Raw genomic sequence first — 19,612 nt, 5'->3', positions numbered from 1 at the left:
AAATTTTATGAAAAAGAACATCCCCACTCCTGATTTTGAAGAACTCAGAATTCAGGCAGAAAAAAAACTTTCGGAGAACGAGTCTCCTGCCCCTTCTGTGATTAACACCATGGACAACCTTCGTTTGATTCACGAATTAAGTGTCCATCAAATGGAACTTGAACTGCAAAATGAAGAATTGCAAAATTCGGTTCAATTATCCCAATCACTCCTGAACAAATACAGATTGCTTTTCGATTTCGCCCCGATTCCTTACTTTACGCTCGACCGGCTTGGAAACTTCGTGGATTGTAATAAACATGCGTTTGAATTGCTGGGAATTGAGGGGGGCAATATTAAAAACAGAAATTTCTCCGGGTTTGTTGATCCATCATCTCTGGTGGTTTTTGACCGGTTTTTCAACGAAATTTTCTCTTCTTCTTCACATGCAAAGTGTGATGTCATACTCGAAGGTGCAGATGCTAAAGAGGTGTTTGCCGTCCTAACGGGGATACAATTTCACGACAGCGCCACTTGTCTTATTGCTATCGTGGATAGTACAGAAGAAGTAATCGTCCATAGGAAACTGGAGGAGTATTCGAGGGTACTTGAAGAAGCAAACAACACAAAAGACAAGTTTTTTGCCATCATATCTCACGACCTCCGAAGCCCTTTTCACATTTTATTGAATCTTTCAGAACTCCTGCTGACCGATTTTGACTTGATGAATCGGGATGAAAAAATTAACCTGATCACTTCATTAAATGTGAGCATAAAGCGACAGTATGATTTGCTTAGTGATTTGCTCGACTGGTCAATTTTCCACAAAAAAGGTTTCACCATCAAGCGTGTCTTCGTCGACATCCAACAGTTGATTGATTCACAGTTTCTCGATTTTGAGGCAACTGCATCCTTCAAAAAGATCTCGTTCGTAAACAATACACGAAAAAACGCAACCGTCTGGGCTGATCTCTACATGCTGAAGCTCATCTTCAGAAATCTGATATCGAATGCGATCAAATTCAGTTATCCCGGTGGGAAAATAGTCATATCTTCAGAGGAAGTGGCCAATTTTACCGAGATTTCAGTTGAAGATCAAGGTACGGGAATTGGTGAAGATGACCTTGGTAAACTTTTCAGAATCGATACGCGATTATCCACGGAGGGAACCTTGAAGGAAAAAGGGACGGGACTGGGTTTGAATATTTCAAAGGGAGTTATCGACCTTCATGGAGGAACCATTAATATTCAGAGTGCTTTGGGAAAGGGAACGAAAGTTACTTTTTCGCTCCCCAAAAAATAATACCCGTACTGACGGGAGATCGAGAAGTATCTACTTCATTAATATCAGTTTGTTCATTTTTACAAACCCGCCTGCACGGAGCTGGTAAAAATAAATGCCGCTCGAAAGATTCGCACCATTGAAGTTAACGGAATGACTGCCGGCACTTTGATCTTCATTAACCAGCACTGCTATCTCATTTCCGATTGAATCGAAGACCTTAATTGAAACATGATTCTCTGCAGGGATTTGGTACCGTATCACAGTCGAGGGGTTGAAAGGATTTGGATAGTTCTGTTCGAGATTATAGGCGATCACAGTGTTCTCAGACTCAACCACGCCTGTGGTTCCACTCGTGGTAAAATTTACTGTGGTGTCGTTCATCAACACCCCGTTTATGCTTTTCAAACCTTTTAACTGAAGTGCATACTGAGTCCCGCTCGCCAGACCCTGAAATGTAAGAAGAAGTTTCGACACATCATTACCCACCCCCCATTGAACTGAAACAGGATTCCCGCCATTGTTGCTGCAGGTGAAATTTAACGGATTGACCGCGACGCTGGAGTCGATGTACCTTGAAAAATCTATAACTAATGAATTCGCATCGGGATAAAGTTTCACTACCTGTGGTTTCATATCTGTCTGCCAGATTTCGGCTGCAAATTCAGGATGATCAATAAACGGATTCCGGTTTTTCTGATATACAAAAATGGCGTTGTTCCGGTTGATTTCTTTAGTGCTGACGGTATCCTTTATGTGCCACGAATAAAGCAGATTGGCATACCATGGCAGGAGATTCGATTTATTGGTTGCAGGACTTGTTGAAAAACCGCTGTCTTCCAAATAGTATCTTACAGACATGTACATCTGCGACCTTGCAAGATCACCTTTAAATTCATTAATTGGTTCAAAAACAGTGGATGTGTAACCGGGGAATGAACAGCTTCCTACTTTGCTCCCGTTTGTGGAAGTCCAGGTTGCCGAAGCGACCGTGCCGAACGGATAGTTGCTTCTTCTGTTGTTCACATATCCGTCTGTAGGGTACATGTGGAAAAGATCTGATCTTGCAGGATTTGTGGCACCCAGCCAACTGTCAGGCCATGAATGTTCACGATTGTAACAGTCTCCTTCACCTGAATAGCTGCCGCATTTCTTTAAGCCGTGCACATAAAGATAAGACGGTGTGCCGCCCGGTTTGTCGGAGTATATATCCCAGACATTGTTTGTACCGGGTTTGGAATCGGTGGAAGGGAAAGCTGTGTAAAGTCCATCATAGCTGATCACCGTGTGACCTTTAACAATATTATGAAGTGCCGTTCTTAGTGCGGTTCCGTAGAGTTTATAAGCATTTTGATAATAATCCGCCTCTGTGTTCTGTGCTTGAAGGGATGAGAGGCTGAATGTTAGTGACAGGCAAACGACTGTTATTGTGGAGAGAGAGAAATTGTTTTTTTTCATCATTTGATGACTTCCATACACAGGACGCACGCAGAATGCGACCTCAAATTACTGAACAAGTTAATTATTTACCATTAGAGATAAGCGACCGGTTGATCGCAGAAGGAGTGTCACCCGAAAAGGAGGGTACAACAGATACTATCACATAAAATGGTGGAGGTGGCGGGAGTCGAACCCGCGTCCGAAGTTGAGGCTCAGAGGATATACTACGCACATAGTCAGAATTTTAATTTCCTTCCGTTTGCTCCGTCTGACTGGATCGCACGGCTAATATCCGGTAAAAGATTCGCCTCACCTGCCCGGAAATCGGATCAGCTATCGTATCTAAATGGCGTTCACTACAGAGTCGATACGAGAACTCTGCGTAAACGGCAGCCTAACTAATTAGGCTGCGAGGGCGTAAGATTCGCCTGTTGTTTTTTTACCGCTGTTTAACGTGTCTGCGGATAACACGGTACGCAATCCAAGGCTCCTGTCAACCCCGTCGAAGCCAATTTCACCCCCGTGAAACTTTAATCTATTTTTCCCATTTCAGATCTTCATTACCTGTGATATGATTTTCATACCGGGCCGCAACAAAGAAAAAATCTGAAAGACGGTTCAGAAATATAACAATATTTTTGTTCAATTCCTCATGGTGCATCAATTCCACTACCAGTCTCTCCCCTCTTCTGCAGACCGTTCGGCATACATGAAGAAGTGATGCCCCTTTGCTTCCCCCCGGAAGTATGAAATTCCGAAGCTCTTCCAATTGAATAGAGTAAAAATCTATCCTTTTTTCCAGATCTTCAAAAAATATTTCTTCGGTTCTAGGTAAATTAAAATTTTTGATCTTTGAATCGAGCGGAGTCGCAAGGTCGGAACCAACGGTAAAAAGCCGGTCTTGTATAAGTCTCAAATCATCAATAAGGTCTTTACTTTTGACTTCACACAAAGCGAGTCCGATAAATGAATTTAATTCGTCTACGGTTCCGTATGCTTCTATCCGTGTGCTGTCTTTGCCCACCCTTTGACCACCAAAGAGTCCTGTATCACCACTATCACCGGTTTTTGTATAAATTTTCATCTTTCTCAGTTTTGTTTACTATTGTAATCAAAATGAAATGGTTAAAGTTCCTTTACCGCGACACTTATTCTGTCCGCACCTGATTGGGCAAACAAAACGGTCCCCTTTTGAAGGTGGTTTTTGCGAACGAGTCCAAGTGCCTTCACCTTTCCATTGGTATGGTAAGCTGAAATTGATGTCAGCACTCCAGCGTCTTTGTCGTCAATGTCGAGAAGTTGTGCCGGGAGAACCACTTGGGAACCCTCGCTCACCTCAAGCTGCACGAGAAATTTTTGGACTTTTTCGTAAGTGTCAAGTCTGGCAATCACTTCCTGACCGATAAAGCAACCCTTTCTAAGTGACACTTCACTCATTAATTTGACTTCATGTGGATTGAAGGAATCAGATATTTCAGTCTCTCCCGGTGTGATGTTTTCAATATTATAATGCTGAAATGCAGGTTCACTAACGAAATCGATATTGAAGGGTCCGTCATACTTCAAAATATAACCGGCAAGTTTTTCGAAGCATCTTGGCTCCCCAAACAGGAGATAACGATCCGATTTTCCGGCATAGTTGTACTTGAGAATGCTGAACAACTTGTCTTCAAACTCAAAGTTATAAATCCTGTTTGGTTCCTCATCTTTTATTCCCGAGAGGAGGATGATAACAGTCTGAGCCTGTGGGCCATAGATTTCGAAACTGCCAAATGAACCGGTAATATCCTTCACATTTACATCATCTGTGATAATATATCTATTGATCCATCTGGTCAGTTTATCAGAACTTCCTCCCGTGCCAAAAATCAGAAATCTGAGTCCTTCATTGACAACAAGTACGGAGTCGATGATTCTGCCCTTGTCAGAGCAGAAAATCGTGCGGATACTCTCACCCGGCTTTAAACCGCGAAGATCGTTGGTGCTAATTCTGTTCAGGAAGTCGAGAGAATCGTCCCCTTTTATTTCCAGGGTACAAAAAGAGGAGGTGTCGCGAATCGCTGTTCCACTTTTCAATAATTCGATATCCCCTCTCAAACCTCTCTTCGACAGAGCGAGAAAGCAATGGTTCGTCCCGGCTTCATAGGTGTAACCATTCTCGGTTAGCATATTCTGAATTACTGATGTAAAAATTTTATCGGTCATGTTCACTTGAAAATATTATTAAATTTTGATTTAGATGCAGTTAGCCGGAAAGCTGATCAACTTCCCGGCACACTAACGGTTGAATTGTCAGTAAGGGGTAACCTTTTCAGGATATCTGGTATTCACATAAAGTGAGTCCTTCCAGATATAGGTAACAGAATCGACGACAGAAATAACCTGGTCGTTATCCACAAACACATATTCTATGTAATCCGGGAACTTATCACCATTCGCATCTGTCATCACTCTCCTCTGGTTTATTCCTTCATATGTAAGCAGAAGATGTGGTTTCTGATTAAATCCATTCAAAAAGAAATAATTGAAGTAAAAAGTGGCATTCTTGAATTGGGCATAGAAATCCACTTTGATGTAGGGAATGTTCTTCACAGCCCAGTTTTGAAGTGTCATCAATCTGAATCCACCATGGGAAGGAGTATATTTTTCCCAGATTCGGCTGAAATTTCTGCCGTCTATCGTGAACCCGGTCATAAAGAAAAGTGCTGTTCCAAGCCGTGTACTGTCGTAGTCAATAAAACTTTGATCATACCCGATTACATTTTTCGACTCGATCAGACGGTCCCGTTCCATCCCTTCACGGGATGTGGCGATGAGGGCAAAGACCATCTTGTTTGCACCATCCTGTCTGTAGATCACAGCAGCAGGAGGAATACCAAGCGAGTTTGGAATATCCTCTTCGATAACATAACTACCTTTTGGGTAGGTTTTCAGAACAGCTTCCATCAGATCAATTGTGTCGCCAGGGAATCTGGTTTTTGTCTGTTTCTTCCTCTTTTCCAGATTGAATTCCTGAATCGATTTATCCTTGTCAGGCTGATCCTCCACAAGTTCTGTTGTGGCAGTGGAACCTGTATCTGCCGGATCCGCTGTCTCATCATCACCACATCCGGCGACAAAAATTGCCAATCCGTAAAAAAGAACAAAAACTATTAAATATTTAAACTTCATCTTAAAACCGTTATTTACTTTCCGGAATATTCTTCCATGAAATATGCTGAGCTGATTATTCCCAGTCTGAAATGATTGAGATCAAAATGCTCATCAGGTGAGTGAAGATTCTCAGTGTTTAGTCCCAAACCCATCAAAACGGAGTCGGCTCCGAGGTATTTCTTGAACTTGGCAACCACAGGAATGCTTCCGCCCTCCCTTTGATAAACCGTTTCCTTGCCAAATGCTCTGCTTAAGGCTTTTGCTGCTGCAGTAATGGCTTTTGATTCAATTGGCACGAGACATGCCTCAGCACCATGAACAGCGCTGACTTTTACTTTTACCGATTCTGGAGCAATACTGTTCACAAAATCAGTGAAACATACTCCAATTTTCTCAGGATCCTGATTTGCAACAAGTCGCATGCTTATTTTGGCGGATGCTTTAGAAGGAATGACAGTTTTAGCACCTGCACCCGAGAAGCCACCCCAAATGCCATTACAATCAAGTGTGGGTCTGGCACCCGTTCTTTCAATTACTGTGTATCCTTTTTCACCCCAAAGAGCGTTCACTTCGAGGTGTGCTTTATATTCATCCTCAGAGAATTCAAGTTTGGCAAGCTCCTCTCTCTCATGGGTTGTCAGGTCAAGCACATCATCATAAAAGCCCGGGATTGCCACTTTTCCGTTTTCATCGTGCATTTTTGAAATCATCTGAGACAGGATATTGATCGGATTTGCCACAGCACCTCCAAAGGTCCCCGAATGAAGATCTCTATTAGGTCCGGTTACTTCAATTTCCATGTAACAAAGACCTCTAAGTCCATATGTCAGTGTTGGCAACATTGGAGCATAGAGCGCAGTATCGGAAACCAGCACAACATCACACTTTAATAGTTCTTTGTTAGCCTTAAGGAAAGGTTCAAGGCTCGGACTCCCGATCTCCTCTTCTCCCTCGATAATGAATTTAACATTCACCGGAAGTTCGGCAGAGTTGGCGAGAATAGACTGAACAGCTTTTATATGCATGTAAAGCTGACCTTTGTCATCGGTTGCACCTCTTGCAAATATCTTACCGTCCTTTATGACCGGATCGAAAGGAGCACTGCTCCATAATTCAACGGGGTCCACAGGCTGCACATCATAGTGACCATATATAAGAACTGTTGGTGCCCCCGGCACTCTTAAGCGTTCACCATATACGACCGGATGTCCACCGGTTTCGAGTACGACCGCTTTGTCGAGACCGGCTTCCAGCATCTTCGCTGCCGTGAATTCGGCACATTTTTTCATTTCTTCCGTTTTTTCGGGAAGAGTACTGATACTTTCAAATTTTAGAAATTCGCCAAGTTCGGCTATGAATTTATCTATGTTATCGTTTACAAATTTTTCTGTCTTGTTCATGGTCTTCCTGTGGATCACTCCATTTTGTACTTGTAAATTATAGGAACAAGTTCCTTGAATCTTTTTTCTGTCTTCTTGTCCATTTTTCTTAATATGTTCTCTACAGGTACATATTCTTTTGTGAATGGATCATCGATTAAATAAACAAAACCTGTTTTATCGAGTGAAATTGCCTCGATTGCGGCTGCATACCGGTACTGATGATAGCCCGGAATGTAGTTTGTGATGTTAAAAACTCTAATATTCGTGACTGTAAATTTATTATCAAATTTTAAATTAAAAAAGTTCAACCTGTTTCTGTCGACACCCCAAAGTGTTCCGTCATCTGCCATTGCCAGTCCGGTAATTGTGTTTACCCCCAACGAATCCAATAGCATGGTTGCAACTATTTTTAGCGTTTTTTTGTCAACCACTCTAATTATACTGCCGTCGAATGAGGTTTCCCCTCTTTTAATTCCTTCAAGACCCAAATATAAACAGTTTGAGTCGACTGCAAGCCCCTCATACCCTGTATTATCTTCAATATATTGATGAAACAGAGAATCGGGGGTAATTACGAGCCGTTTTAATCCGGTCACTCTCCCTGAGAATATATCATTGTCCTTAAACACAAGTTCATATATCCCAAATTGCTGCCTGTATCTTTTCTCAGGCTCGATACTTATGTACACCTTGTTTGTGTACTTGTCGTAGGCGATGTCCTCCATGTCCAGTTTAACTTTAGGTGGAATTGTGTCAGTTACCGAGGAATCAATCTCTATTGATGTCAGGGTGAACTCAGCATCAACGACCTTCAAATAATGAAGTGCCTGCTTGTCATCGCAAATTATAAACACCGGCTGACCAAGCTCATCATTTTTTATGAAGGTGATACCTGAAGTCTGCTGAGGATACTTTTCACCGTCAACAAGCCATGCGGGGTAACCGGGTACCAATCCTGCAGCCGTACTGCAGCGGCTCAATTCAAAAAATAGTGCTGCTATAGTTAGGATCAGAATTGCTATATTTAAATATTTTAATTTCATTTAATTACAAAACTAAGCAGTTTTACACTCACAAAAAATTCCGAGAGTTCGCCCGGCCAAAATGATCTTAAGTTTTTACATTGCAAGGAAATTTTTCATACCTTTTCTGTTCTCAGTGTTCTCACTTTTTTCGGTATTTATCCTCCAGTTTCTCATGAGATTTGCGGAACAGTTGATCGGGAAAGGGATAGATACACTGCTGATCCTGCAACTGATTGCTTACAATCTTGCATGGATGATGGTTTTGGTGGTGCCCATGTCAGTCCTTGTCGCAACCTTGATGGCATTCGGCGGCCTGTCCCAAAATAATGAAATTACCGCAATCAGGGCGGCCGGGCTTAGCCTTTACAGGCTTACCGCCATCCCTTTTATCATGGCAGCCTCACTCGTCTGGTTCCTTATTTATTTCAATAACAACATCTTACCTGATGCCAACCACAAAACTAAAAACCTTATGTGGGAAATCACAGCCACAAGGCCGGCGCTCTCGATTGTCCCGAATGTTTTTATGACCGACATCATTGGGTATGCAATTCTTGCCGAAAAAATCACGCAGGATTCAAACAAACTTGTAAATGTAAAGATTTACGATAACAGCAGGTCCGGCTCAGTAAATATCCTAACTGCAAAAAAGGCTGACTTGAATTTTAATCAGGATCGCTCCAAACTCTTGATGAATCTTTATGATGGCGAAATACATGAACAAGGTGACGGACACCTCTACAGAAAATTGAAATTTAAAAAACATATCCTCCTGATGAACTCTGAGCAATTTTCTTTAAAGAAAATTACTGACGAGTACCGTTCTGACCGTGAACTCGGAATAGTGGAACTTCGGCAGCGTGCCGACAGTCTTGCCCGGGTTTTTGAGGAGCATGTGCAGATAATGAAGCGGGTGGCAAATCCGTTTTTTTACGGTGATTCAGCAGGCTCAGCACTGCCGGCAATGAACGCCGGGGACACCGGCAAGGATACCTGGAAAGCCAGACTCTCTTCACGCATCAAGCAACAACTTGCAACTATCGAAACCACCCTCGCCGCTCAGGACTATCTGATCATGCAACAAAATGCTTATATGGTTGAAGTGGAGAAAAAATATTCCATCCCCGCGGCGTGTATCGTTTTCCTTTTGCTCGGTGTTCCCCTCGGTATGATGACCCGGCGAGGAGGCTTTGGAGCGGCCGCAAGCATCAGCCTTTTCTTTTTTCTCCTTTACTGGTCATTCCTGATTGGTGGAGAGAAACTGGCTGACAGAGGCCTTGTTTCTCCATTTTTAGGAATGTGGGCAGCCAATGTCATTCTTGCCGCGATGGGAGTTTATCTCTTCTTCAGATCTGTCCGTGATAACGCAACTATCGATTTCTCGGGATTGCAGCGGTTTATTCCTAAAAAATTCAGAAGAGTCTCCGACGATGCTTAAGATTCTCGACAGGTACATTATCAAGAGCTTTATAGCTTCTGTCTTCTACGGATTGTTAGCCTTTACTCTCCTCTTCGTCATCATTGACCTGATGGAAAACCTTGATAATTTTATCGATAATGATGTGGATTTTCCGATAATTCTCAATTATTATCTCGTTTTTATTCCTGAGATACTGAAGCTTATGACACCCGTTGCGGTTCTTTTCGGGGGTTTGTTTACTGCCGGTAAGATGTCGAACAACAATGAACTTACGGCAATAAAATCAAGCGGCATTTCTATTTACAGATTCATGCTGCCGTTTCTGTTGGTATGTGTTGGCATTTCCGGCTTGATCTTCTACTTTGGCGGTTATGTTGTTCCTGAAGCGAATACTATTAAAACCAGAATTGAAGCAGAATACCTGAAAAAAGGTGAGGCTTCGGCAATTAGCAATCTTTACTTCCAGGACCCCCCGGGTAAGATTGTAAATATTTTTTATTTCAATCATGAAAAGCTGGAAGCTTACAAAGTGGGTATTCAGACATACGATTCCTCATCTTCGATAAGAATGACCCAACGCATCGATGCCGAGCGGATGGTATACAATCCGAGGAAAAAAGTATGGACCGCATTTAAGGGAACTGTTCGGGTTTTTGGACGGCTCAACGATCAATTCACACCGTTTGAAGAAATGGAAGTGGCGGGACTCAAATTCACACCGGAAGATCTGCAGGTTAAACAGCAGCGACTCGAGATTCTGAGTAATCCCCAGTTGAAAAAGCTGATCCAGGATACAAAAAATGCCGGGTACGACTCCCAAAGAGTGGAAATAGAATACTATTCCAGGTTCTCGTTTCCCTTCACCGCAATTATTATTATCATCTTTGGGCTGCCAATCTCTACCGTAAAAAGACGCACCGGACTGGCACTTCAATTCGGAATTAATATCCTTGTAACTTTTGTCTATTTGAGTGTAATGCAGATTGTCTCAGCACTCGGGAAAAACGGGTCACTCGATCCTCTTGTTACTGCCTGGCTGGTAAACCTCCTGTTTCTGGCGGCAGCTTTATTTAATCTTTCAAGAATTAAAGGATGAAATTTTTCAATTTCATTTCTTTTTCTTATTTTCACTAAAAAGTGATGAGTAATTATGGAAACAACAATAATTGGTAATTACAGCCTTCTTATGCAAAGAGGCACCTGGAAAGATTTTGACTACTTCGAAGCAGTTCATGCCTCTCTTGGAATGAAAGTACAGCTTCTGATTTCAAAATCTGAAACTGAACCGGTCAACCTCGAAGGTCTTAAAAAACTTCGTAAACTCGGTTTTGAGTCAGTCCTCAAGATTTTCGAACTGTTTTACCACGAAGGCAGACTCGTTGTAATCACCGAGTACCCTTCTCAGATGTCTCTCTTTGATTATTTCTACACTTTAAATCGCCCGCTCGATCCTGTAAAAGCAGTTGACATCGTAACAGAGATACTCGAAGCATTGGAAGAACTCCACAACCTCGGATATGCCGTCGGGTTCCTTGATGAAAGTATGATTTTTTTCATTCAGGGGAAAAAAATAAAAATCGGTGGGAACTGGCTTGTGCATTTTGAAAATGTCAGGGTAACAGGCGAATATGAACTGGCTGAAAACGATGCTTTCGAAGCACGGATCAGGGATGTAGCCAGATGTGGAGCCATTCTGTTTCGTTTCCTGAATCAGGATACCCTGCTGCAAACCAATCTGAATTTCGCGGCCGTCTTGCAGGCAAAACCCGCAAGTATTCCAAAACAACTCCTCGAGATTATTCATAAAGCGGTGAACCTCGACTCCCCCACTTATCGTGATGCCTCAGGATTGATTGCTGATCTGAAAAGCGTCAGGACTCAACTTGAAGCTGATGCAGCAAAAAAATTTGAAGCTCCTCCGGAAGCCGGTAGGGTGGATAGCGGCTCGAGAGTAAAAGTTACAGCCATTCTGAAAGGTTCTGATACCATCGCAGAATCCACCGCTGATAATTTGATCAAGGAAAAAAGTGCAAGACCAAAAATGTCTTTGGTCAACATATTTCTTATTCTTCTCATCATAACTTTTGCGGCCGGGGGTTTGCTCTATATCTTCAAAGGATCCATTTTTGGAACTAAAAGTCCCGATCCTGCTCTGCTGGAACAGTCACGACAGGCTGCAACTCCAAAACTTGTTCAGAGTGATTCTTTGAAAGTTTTAGCAAAGGAAACTTCAGAGATTATTCTTCAGTCAGCCTCTGTAGAGAGAGACCTGCTTCTGACAAGACAAAATCAACTCGATTCAACAGGGAAAATTTCCCTTGAGTTTTTCACCGAACTTTATAATGGACTGGTTGATCTGAAGTCGGATAAGCTTGAATCAGCTTATCCCAAACTTGAGAAAGCCTCGAACAAGTCTGACAAATCGGTCAAACAACTCGACGCATCACTGGCTCTCGGATGCTATTCAATCCTTAAAAATGAGGGTGAAAACGCTTGGCTCTACCTCGAAAATTATGCAGTTTCACTGGAGTCAAAATTACCTGAAACGGCAAATTTCAGTGCCGATGAGAAAACCAGACTGGAACTCAAAAAGAATTATCTCAGCAGGCTAAGAGCCAATTTCAAATAGCCTGTGGGGCGGTTTTCATCTTACAGGCGACAAACATTTCTGCAGGGATTCGGGAATATGATTCTACAGATCTGCCCTGTACGCAATTCCGAGTCCCTGGGCAAAGTTTTTCAAACTCAAGCCTGAATTTGCTTCGACCGATGAGTTGAACTGGGTGTAGAAAACAGCTCTGAAATCTATTTCTCCTCCCGGCACCAGAAAACTGAACCCGGCTCCATAAACAAGTCCGAGTGAAACACTCGTAATCCCCTCCACATCCTTTGGTCCCAAAGTACCTCCAACAGCGTAATACTCCTTTACTTTACCTCCAAGCAGGTATGACACCGATGGCCCCGCAAATGCCGAGACTGTCAGCGGTCCATCCTCGGGAGTGTACCGTGATTTTAAGAGGATCGTGAAATCGAGATAATTCAGATCATACTCATATTTTGTGGCTTTTGGTGTGAGCGCAACCGGAGAGGTGACGGGCGACGAAAGCAGTGAGAGATCACCACCCCGCTTTGAAAATCCAAACTGTGGGCTGACATAAAGATAATTTGAAATTTGTACATCGGAGAAAACCGCAACAAACGGTTTCAAAACCGCGGTTTCTTGATGTGTGGTTATGGTTGCGAATCCGGCTTTCGAGAGTCCGGCTTCAATTCCAATATTTCCTTGAGCTTTTACAAATACTGAAATCAATAAAATTAAAACTGCTGTCTTTTTCATCTCTTTGTCTTTGGTTAATTTATACTGGTTTTATAATAATTGCTACAATTCAACACTTCCGGCACGAAGTTTTTCTTTCAACTGTTTTGCTGCAAGAGCATAACCGCCGTCGCTGGCATCAATCAAATGGAAATGTTCATCTTCATATTTATCAACGATACAGGTAAGAAGTGCAGAGTCCGTGATGTGAATCCCGTAACAGATCAAACCTTTCCTGCTGAATTCATCGAGAGTGCCTAGCAGTCTGTCTTTCTGCTCCTCACTGCTGGCGATTACCATCCTTATCATATCATCCATCTTGATGTAATCAACATTCTTTTTCACATCTTCCTTATACCTGCTCCAGTGACTCCCCTTCTTCCCAAGCACTCCGTTGAAAAAAAGTGCACCTGCGATGTTAAGCCATATCAACCTGAAATAATATCTTAATTTTGAAAATCCCTTACCACCTCTGACCAGAATTTCGTTTTTGAGTTTTTTATAACTGAAAACCAAATTAAGATTTTGCGATTGAATCGGATTAAAATCGTTTTCGGTTCCGTAAATGTTAAAAATTTCACCTATGATGGTATCAAAAATTTCATTTTCCCTCTCCCCTCTAACCTTCGCCTTCACGAGCAACGCCAAAGTAAGTCCCTTGTGAGAAGGGATGCTGTTCCAACGACATTCGAAACCTGTCAGGTCGGGAATCTCTTCAATTTTTTCTCTTATCAATTTGAAACATGTGGAATCGTCTCCCTCCTTTAACTGTCTCTCAACCTCTTCAAATCCCGATCCGCGAAAAAGTGCCTGCTGGTAGTAGTCAGAAAATTTATATTTGGCTGTCTTGAACTCAAAGCCCTCTCGCCTTAATCCTGCTATTAATGCATATCCTGTCCTCAGTTCGAGACCAAAACTGATTTCTGCAAAATATTTCATTTTCTGCAATGACTCAACGACCACTGCCTCAAATCTTTGCGGCACAAGCATAATTGCTCCGTCACCTCCAAAGATGAAAGGGAATTTTTCTTTACCTGTTGCGTTCCTGACCGCAGCAATAACGGCAGCCCCGCAGGAATTAACATCCTTGTACCTTCCCTCTGCGATGGCGATGGTGGAATTGGTAATGTCCGTTATCAACACGATCCAGTCACCCGGTACATCCTTGTAGTTTGATAACTTTGCAGCATCAATAAATCTGGTCAATGTCTCCAACTCCAGGAAAAAATTTTCAAAACGCATCATTTAATCGAAATTTCAAAATTTAAATATCCAACATATGACGGTAATAAAAAAAAGCTGCCCCGTTTCTGAAGCAGCTTAATTTTGGTATTATGACGAAAGTCACGAGAAATCTAACTAATAACTAATAACTATTTGATCAGCATCAGTTTCTTGGTAATCGATTTATTGCCTGCTTCAAGTTTATAGATATAAACTCCTGAAGGAAGCTGTGACGCATCAAATTTAACAAGATAATTGCCTGCCGAATAGTATCCGTCAGCAAGAACAGCTACCTGCATGCCTGTTGCATCATATACCTTCAGTGTAATCTGACTCGATTCAGGAAGCGCAAATTTAATCGTGGTCACCGGGTTGAAAGGATTAGGATAGTTTTGCGACATTTGGAAATCTGTCGGAAGCCCTTCCTCCTTTTCGATGTCTGTGGTAACCTTTGTTTTGAATCTGAAAGGCTCTGACCACTCGCCCTGACCATTTTGATTCACTCCTTTTACTCTCCAGTAATAAATTTTATTCAGAGAAAGTCCGTTAAATGCAATTGTTGTGTCAGTATAGTTGGTTGCATTAACTACAAGTGAACCCGGATCAAAAACATTCGTGCTCGAGAGTTGAACGCTGTAACTGTTTGCAATCGGGTTTCTTCCCCATACAAGTACTGAATCAAGTCCCACATTAGTGGTTTTATCCAGCGGAGCCAGCAGTTGAGGAGCACCCGGAGTAAGGGTTACAAATGTGAAGGAAGATGACCATGCACCCACACCCGCAGCATTTTGTGCTCTCACTCTCCAGTAATATGTTTTCTGACCTTTCAGATTGCTGAACACAGCAAATGTGTCGACAAGTGAGCTTACATTTACTACTACGAGTGAATCGAAAGAAGGATCTTCTCCCACCTGCAAAGTGTAGTTTGAAGCACCAAGAAGATAATTCCATCTCACTGTTACTGTGTCCCTTTGCCCACTGCCGTTTGCCGGTGAGGCCAGAACGACAGAAGCGAGAGGAGAAACCTGCACAATATTGCTGACAGCGCTCTCATTGTAGTTTCTGTCAAGAGCTGTTACCGCAAAATAGTAGGTGGTTGGCGTGGTTGAAGGAGCCGGTCTGGCTTCTCTGACTCCATAAACATCTTCGATATTTACGCTGTTGTCAAAATCCTGCGGAGTGGGGTTCGGCGTGGTAAATTTATAGACTACATATCTAACAGCCGTATCTCCATCAGCAGCGGTAAGGGGCACATCCCATCTCAATGCAGAAGTTCCGTTACCGGGGACTCTTTCAAAATGGAAATTCCTCGGTGGATTTGGAGCAACATTATCTTTCCAGCTCATTATTGGAAGCAGGGCTTTTGTGTTATACAGATTCTGTTTCAATGAGTCTGCAAATCCTTTGAAATTCGAGATAAAATCCTGTGCACGGAAGAATACACTTCCTCGTGTCTTTGGATTTGCCCGGTTTGCTCTGATCTGATTGTGAATTTCGCTGGCGTTGTTCCAGCTTGGTATTCTGTAAGTCGCCTGACCAGGATAGAAATGACGGTCGTTTGCAAACACACTGTCCGCCCACCATGGCATCAGTTTTGCGTAATCCTGTCCTCCACCAAAGGGCCAGTAGAGCTGTGGAGTAAGGTAATCAACAGCTCTCCACCGCAACCAGGTAATGGCATCGCAATATATGGATGAATATGCGTCCAGTCCGGTTATTCCGGGAGGTACGCCGTTTTTCCATATACCAAAAGGACTCATGCCAAACTTGATGTGATTCTTGTAGAAATGGACACTGTCGTTGATAGCTTTGATAAGGATGTTGATATTATCTCTTCTCCAGTCACCAATATTTGTGAATCCGCGGTTATAAAGTCTCCATGAGGCGGAATCCTGATTTGTTATCTGGTTATTGGGATATGGGTAGAAATAATCATCCATATGGATTCCATCCACATCGTATCTTTTAATAACATCCAGAATCACTGAAAGTACATAATCACGAACCATTGGGAGTCCGGGATCGAGGAATTTTGCGGTTCCTGTCTGAAGACCCCATTCAGGATGCTCCACAAGAACATGGCTCGGATGAAGAGTGTAGTTACCTACCGCTCTTTCTGCTCTGTAGGGATTGAACCAGGCATGAAGTTCCATTCCCCTTTTATGAGCTTCTTCAATTGCAAATTGAAGTGGATCATAACTGGGTGCGAGGCCCTGTTGTCCCGTAAGCCAGAAAGACCACGGCTCGATCTGTGAGGGATACATTGCATCACTCTCACTTCTGATCTGGAAGATTACGGTGTTGATTCCGGTCGCCTTCAAGGCGTCAAGAAGCGTAATCAGTTCATTTTTCTGTGCAGTCGCGTTTAGTCCGCGAGTCAGAGGCCAATCGAGATTGGTTACTGTGGCTATCCAGGATGCCCTGAATTCTCTTTTTGGGTTCTGGGCATTCGAAATTCCCATCACAAGGACGAGAATCAGGAACAAAATTTTAACATTTTTCATTGTACCTCAACAATATATTTTTCGAAAACACTTTTAATCTTTTATTTCTCTGAGCCCGATGAAACAATTTTTTGTATATATACTAATATCTCTATTTTTTCTCTCAATTACAACTTTATTTTACGGTTGTAAAGATACTATTAATCAGGCAGATGTGGATTCGGTAATTATCCCCGACAAGGGAGTTTCTTACCAGGCTCACATCCAACCTGTAATGCTCCTTAAATGCGCCTTTTCGGGCTGTCACGACGATCAATCCCGTGCAGGGGGACTTAGCTTCACCAATTACTTTAACACCGTGGCAGACCTTACAGTGGTCGTACCCAATGAACCTCAGAACAGCAGGCTCATCTGGTCAATAGAAGGTATTTCGGGAGGCAGCCCAATGCCGCCTGTCGGTTACCCCAGAATGACCATCAACCAGATTAAAGGTTTCAGAACCTGGGTGGGTGAAGGCGCCAAAAACAACTGATTATTTTATCCAGCCTTCTTTTTTCGACCAGGCTACAGTTCTTTTTATTCCCTCTTCAAGACTGACTTCCTGACGGAATCCAAAATCTTTCATCGCTTTAGCAGGACTTGTCACCCAGTGCATCTGAACAAGGTCTCTGGCCTTCTCCAGATTCAAAGTAGCAGCTTTACTGCTGAACATTGAAAAAAACTGTGCGACTGCCGAAACCACATAAACCATGGCGTGTGGGAAAACGAGCTTAAAAGCCTTTTTACCGAATATCTTGTTACAAATTTCGCCAACCTCATCCCAGGTATAGACTTTCTCGCTGCTGAGGAAATAAACCTCACCCGATGATTTTGGACTCATCGCCGCCAAATAAAGTCCGTTTACAACATCGTGAACATGGAGGAGTGAAATGGTCTTTTTCGCAAAGCCCACTTTAGTAAAAAGTCCTTTTGCATAGGTCTGGAAAAATATCCCCACTTCAGTATCCCGTTCTCCATAAATTGCAGGGCATCTTAATACTGTTACCGGAAGCCGGTCTTTATACGAAATTACAAGCTTTTCCTGCTCAAGTTTGCTTTTACCGTAAGTGGTCAAAGGATTTGGTGTGTGTGATTCGGTAATAGGTTTGCCATCAGGCGAGGGCCCTGCTGCGGTCTGACTGCCGGAAACTACAAATTTCTTTATCGGGGCACCTGACTCAAGGGCCGCGTCCAGCAAAGTCCGGGTATTTTCCACATTTGATTCAAAATAACCTTCAGGTTTCTTCGATTTTACTGTTCCTGCGATATGAAAAACATACGAGCAACCTGTCAGGGCTTTTACAAGTTCTGATTTATTTCCAAGCCCGGCATTTATCAGCTCAACATCTTTATCTTTTAGCCATTTCAGATCACTTGTCTTCCTCACGATGCATTTTACAGCGAATCCTTCACTCAGAAGTCTGTCGACAAGGTGACTTCCAACAAATCCGTTTGCTCCTGTCACTACGGCTATTTCTTTACTCATTTTCTCCAATCCGCGTTATTAATGAACTTTCAATCAGTTAATTCACTTATATCCTTGTAAGTGCAATTAAAATAATGATTTATATCACTTTTTTTTGTTTTTAACCAAAAATAAATTTACATTCGAGTTTTAAATTTAACGAATTTTTATTTATATAAGTATTGCATAAACTAAAATCTCCCCGGAGGAAATTTGAGCCTGTTCAAAAAATGTTATGAATTTACCAGAGCCGATGAAGTTAAAGAGATGGGACTGTACCCTTATTTTAGACCGATTGAAGCAAATGAAGGACCCGTTGTACAGATTGAGGGGAAAAAAATCGTTATGGCAGGATCCAATAATTATCTTGGATTGACTGCCCATCCAAAAGTAAAAGAAGCTGCCATCAAAGCTGTAGAAAAATATGGAACAGGGTGTTCCGGGTCCCGCTACCTCACAGGTACACTTGACCTGCACAACGAACTTGAAGCCAGAATGGCAAAATTCTTTAACGCCGAAGCTGTTCTCCTTTATTCCACCGGTTTCCAGACTGCCCTCGGTGTTATCCCCACACTCGTTCAAAAAGGTGATTATGTTATCTCAGACAAAGACAACCATGCCTGTATAGTTACCGGAAACCTGATTGCAAAAGGTTCAATGGTGGAAATGGTGCGTTACAAGCACAATGATATGAAAGACCTCGAGAGAGTTATTTCCAAATTGCCACTCGAAGCCGGAAAACTTATCGTTAGCGATGGTGTTTTCTCGACAGGTGGTGAAATTGTTGATCTGCCGACACTTAATCAGGTAGCAAAACAGTATAATGCCCAGATCCTTATCGATGACGCCCATTCAGTGGGTGTGATTGGTGTTGGAGGAAGAGGAACCGCATCTGAATTCGGACTTGAAAAAGAAATCGATCTCGGAATGGGTACCTTCTCAAAAACTTTTGCCTCACTCGGTGGTTTCGTTTACGGACCTGAAAGAGTGATCAACTTCCTTAAACATCAGTCTCCTGCACTTATTTTCTCTGCTTCTCCAACTCCTGCTTCAGTAGCGGCTGCTCTCGCGGCTCTCGATATCCTCGAAGCTGAACCGGAAAGAGTAACCAAACTTATCAGTAATGCAAATTATGCAAGAACAAAACTGAGAGATGCCGGATTTAAGGTAACCGACGGAAGAACGGCAATAGTACCCGTAATCGTCGGTGATGATGCACTCGCTTTCCAGATGTGGCGCAAACTTTATGACAATGGTGTATTCGTGAATGTATTTATCTCACCCGGTGTACCTCCCGGAAGACAGATGATGAGAACTTCCTACATGTCTACACATGAAACAGAACATCTTGATTATATTGTCGATACTTTCAAAAAAGTCGGAAGCGAACTCGGAATAATCTGATATTCTTTCGGTTGATTTTAAAGCTGCTGTTCTTCAAGG

At 42.5% G+C, this 19,612-nt stretch carries 16 protein-coding genes and 1 other RNA gene; 6 read left to right on the top strand and 11 right to left on the bottom strand.

Annotation, left to right across the window (positions count from 1 at the left end; all coding sequences use genetic code 11):
* Positions 1-7: 7 nt before the first annotated feature.
* Positions 8-1,282 (top strand): PAS domain-containing protein, encoded by a 1,275-nt coding sequence (locus J0L60_00180; protein ID MBN8544521.1) that lies wholly within the window; start codon positions 8-10, stop codon positions 1,280-1,282.
* Between the two features lie 30 nt (positions 1,283-1,312).
* Here J0L60_00180 and J0L60_00175 read toward each other — a convergent pair whose 3' ends face one another.
* From J0L60_00175 to J0L60_00145, 7 genes are all read right to left on the bottom strand, one after another.
* The gene (locus tag J0L60_00175; protein ID MBN8544520.1) at positions 1,313-2,722 is read right to left on the bottom strand and encodes an endonuclease; all 1,410 of its coding nucleotides are present in this window, start codon (positions 2,720-2,722) and stop codon (positions 1,313-1,315) included.
* Between the two features lie 148 nt (positions 2,723-2,870).
* Positions 2,871-3,223, bottom strand: a transfer-messenger RNA (tmRNA) gene (ssrA, locus tag J0L60_00170).
* Positions 3,224-3,236: 13 nt separating this feature from the next.
* Positions 3,237-3,785 (bottom strand): cob(I)yrinic acid a,c-diamide adenosyltransferase, encoded by a 549-nt coding sequence (locus J0L60_00165; GenBank protein MBN8544519.1) that lies wholly within the window; start codon positions 3,783-3,785, stop codon positions 3,237-3,239.
* 41 nt (positions 3,786-3,826) lie between these two features.
* Positions 3,827-4,906 carry an aminomethyltransferase family protein gene (locus tag J0L60_00160; protein MBN8544518.1) on the bottom strand — a complete coding sequence of 360 codons (1,080 nt, stop codon included), beginning with the start codon at positions 4,904-4,906 and terminating at the stop codon, positions 3,827-3,829.
* Positions 4,907-4,993: 87 nt separating this feature from the next.
* Positions 4,994-5,872 (bottom strand): hypothetical protein, encoded by an 879-nt coding sequence (locus J0L60_00155; GenBank protein ID MBN8544517.1) that lies wholly within the window; start codon positions 5,870-5,872, stop codon positions 4,994-4,996.
* A gap of 14 nt (positions 5,873-5,886) precedes the next feature.
* Positions 5,887-7,254 carry a dipeptidase gene (locus J0L60_00150; GenBank protein ID MBN8544516.1) on the bottom strand — a complete coding sequence of 456 codons (1,368 nt, stop codon included), beginning with the start codon at positions 7,252-7,254 and terminating at the stop codon, positions 5,887-5,889.
* 14 nt (positions 7,255-7,268) lie between these two features.
* Positions 7,269-8,279: a hypothetical protein gene (locus J0L60_00145; protein ID MBN8544515.1), complete on the bottom strand. Its 1,011-nt coding sequence runs from the start codon at positions 8,277-8,279 to the stop codon at positions 7,269-7,271.
* Between the two features lie 115 nt (positions 8,280-8,394).
* Here J0L60_00145 and J0L60_00140 point away from each other — a divergent pair, with 115 nt between their 5' ends.
* From J0L60_00140 to J0L60_00130, 3 genes are read left to right on the top strand one after another with little or no spacing between them, the layout of a single operon-like run.
* Positions 8,395-9,699 (top strand): LptF/LptG family permease, encoded by a 1,305-nt coding sequence (locus J0L60_00140; GenBank protein ID MBN8544514.1) that lies wholly within the window; start codon positions 8,395-8,397, stop codon positions 9,697-9,699.
* On the top strand, positions 9,692-10,777 hold the full coding sequence (locus tag J0L60_00135; GenBank protein MBN8544513.1) for an LptF/LptG family permease: 1,086 nt from the start codon (positions 9,692-9,694) through the stop codon (positions 10,775-10,777). The genes J0L60_00140 and J0L60_00135 overlap by 8 nt, the downstream gene beginning before the upstream one ends.
* A gap of 54 nt (positions 10,778-10,831) precedes the next feature.
* The gene (locus tag J0L60_00130; protein ID MBN8544512.1) at positions 10,832-12,310 is read left to right on the top strand and encodes a protein kinase family protein; all 1,479 of its coding nucleotides are present in this window, start codon (positions 10,832-10,834) and stop codon (positions 12,308-12,310) included.
* Between the two features lie 63 nt (positions 12,311-12,373).
* Here the strand turns inward: J0L60_00130 and J0L60_00125 are convergent, their stop codons facing one another.
* The 3 genes from J0L60_00125 to J0L60_00115 all read right to left on the bottom strand — a co-directional run bounded on the left by J0L60_00125 (position 12,374) and on the right by J0L60_00115 (position 16,725).
* Positions 12,374-13,018, bottom strand: coding sequence for a PorT family protein (locus J0L60_00125; GenBank protein MBN8544511.1), 645 nt, complete (start codon positions 13,016-13,018; stop codon positions 12,374-12,376).
* Positions 13,019-13,060: 42 nt separating this feature from the next.
* Complete coding sequence (locus J0L60_00120) at positions 13,061-14,203, bottom strand: DUF3095 family protein (protein ID MBN8544510.1); 1,143 nt, start codon at positions 14,201-14,203, stop codon at positions 13,061-13,063.
* Positions 14,204-14,370: 167 nt separating this feature from the next.
* The gene (locus J0L60_00115; protein ID MBN8544509.1) at positions 14,371-16,725 is read right to left on the bottom strand and encodes a family 10 glycosylhydrolase; all 2,355 of its coding nucleotides are present in this window, start codon (positions 16,723-16,725) and stop codon (positions 14,371-14,373) included.
* Between the two features lie 154 nt (positions 16,726-16,879).
* On the opposite strand from J0L60_00115, the gene J0L60_00110 reads away from it, so the two are divergent.
* Positions 16,880-17,197 (top strand): hypothetical protein, encoded by a 318-nt coding sequence (locus J0L60_00110; GenBank protein MBN8544508.1) that lies wholly within the window; start codon positions 16,880-16,882, stop codon positions 17,195-17,197.
* Here the strand turns inward: J0L60_00110 and J0L60_00105 are convergent, their stop codons facing one another.
* Entirely contained in the window at positions 17,198-18,190 is a 993-nt protein-coding gene (locus J0L60_00105) for an NAD-dependent epimerase/dehydratase family protein (GenBank protein ID MBN8544507.1), read from the bottom strand.
* 246 nt (positions 18,191-18,436) lie between these two features.
* Here J0L60_00105 and J0L60_00100 point away from each other — a divergent pair, with 246 nt between their 5' ends.
* The gene (locus J0L60_00100) at positions 18,437-19,573 is read left to right on the top strand and encodes a pyridoxal phosphate-dependent aminotransferase family protein (protein ID MBN8544506.1); all 1,137 of its coding nucleotides are present in this window, start codon (positions 18,437-18,439) and stop codon (positions 19,571-19,573) included.
* The last annotated feature ends 39 nt before the right edge of the window (positions 19,574-19,612 follow it).

Source organism: Ignavibacteria bacterium (assembly GCA_017302895.1).
Lineage (GTDB): Bacteria > Bacteroidota > Ignavibacteria > Ignavibacteriales > Ignavibacteriaceae > UTCHB3.
The sequence above is the reverse complement of the archived record's forward strand: the minus strand, read 5'-3'. Positions and strand labels throughout refer to the sequence as shown.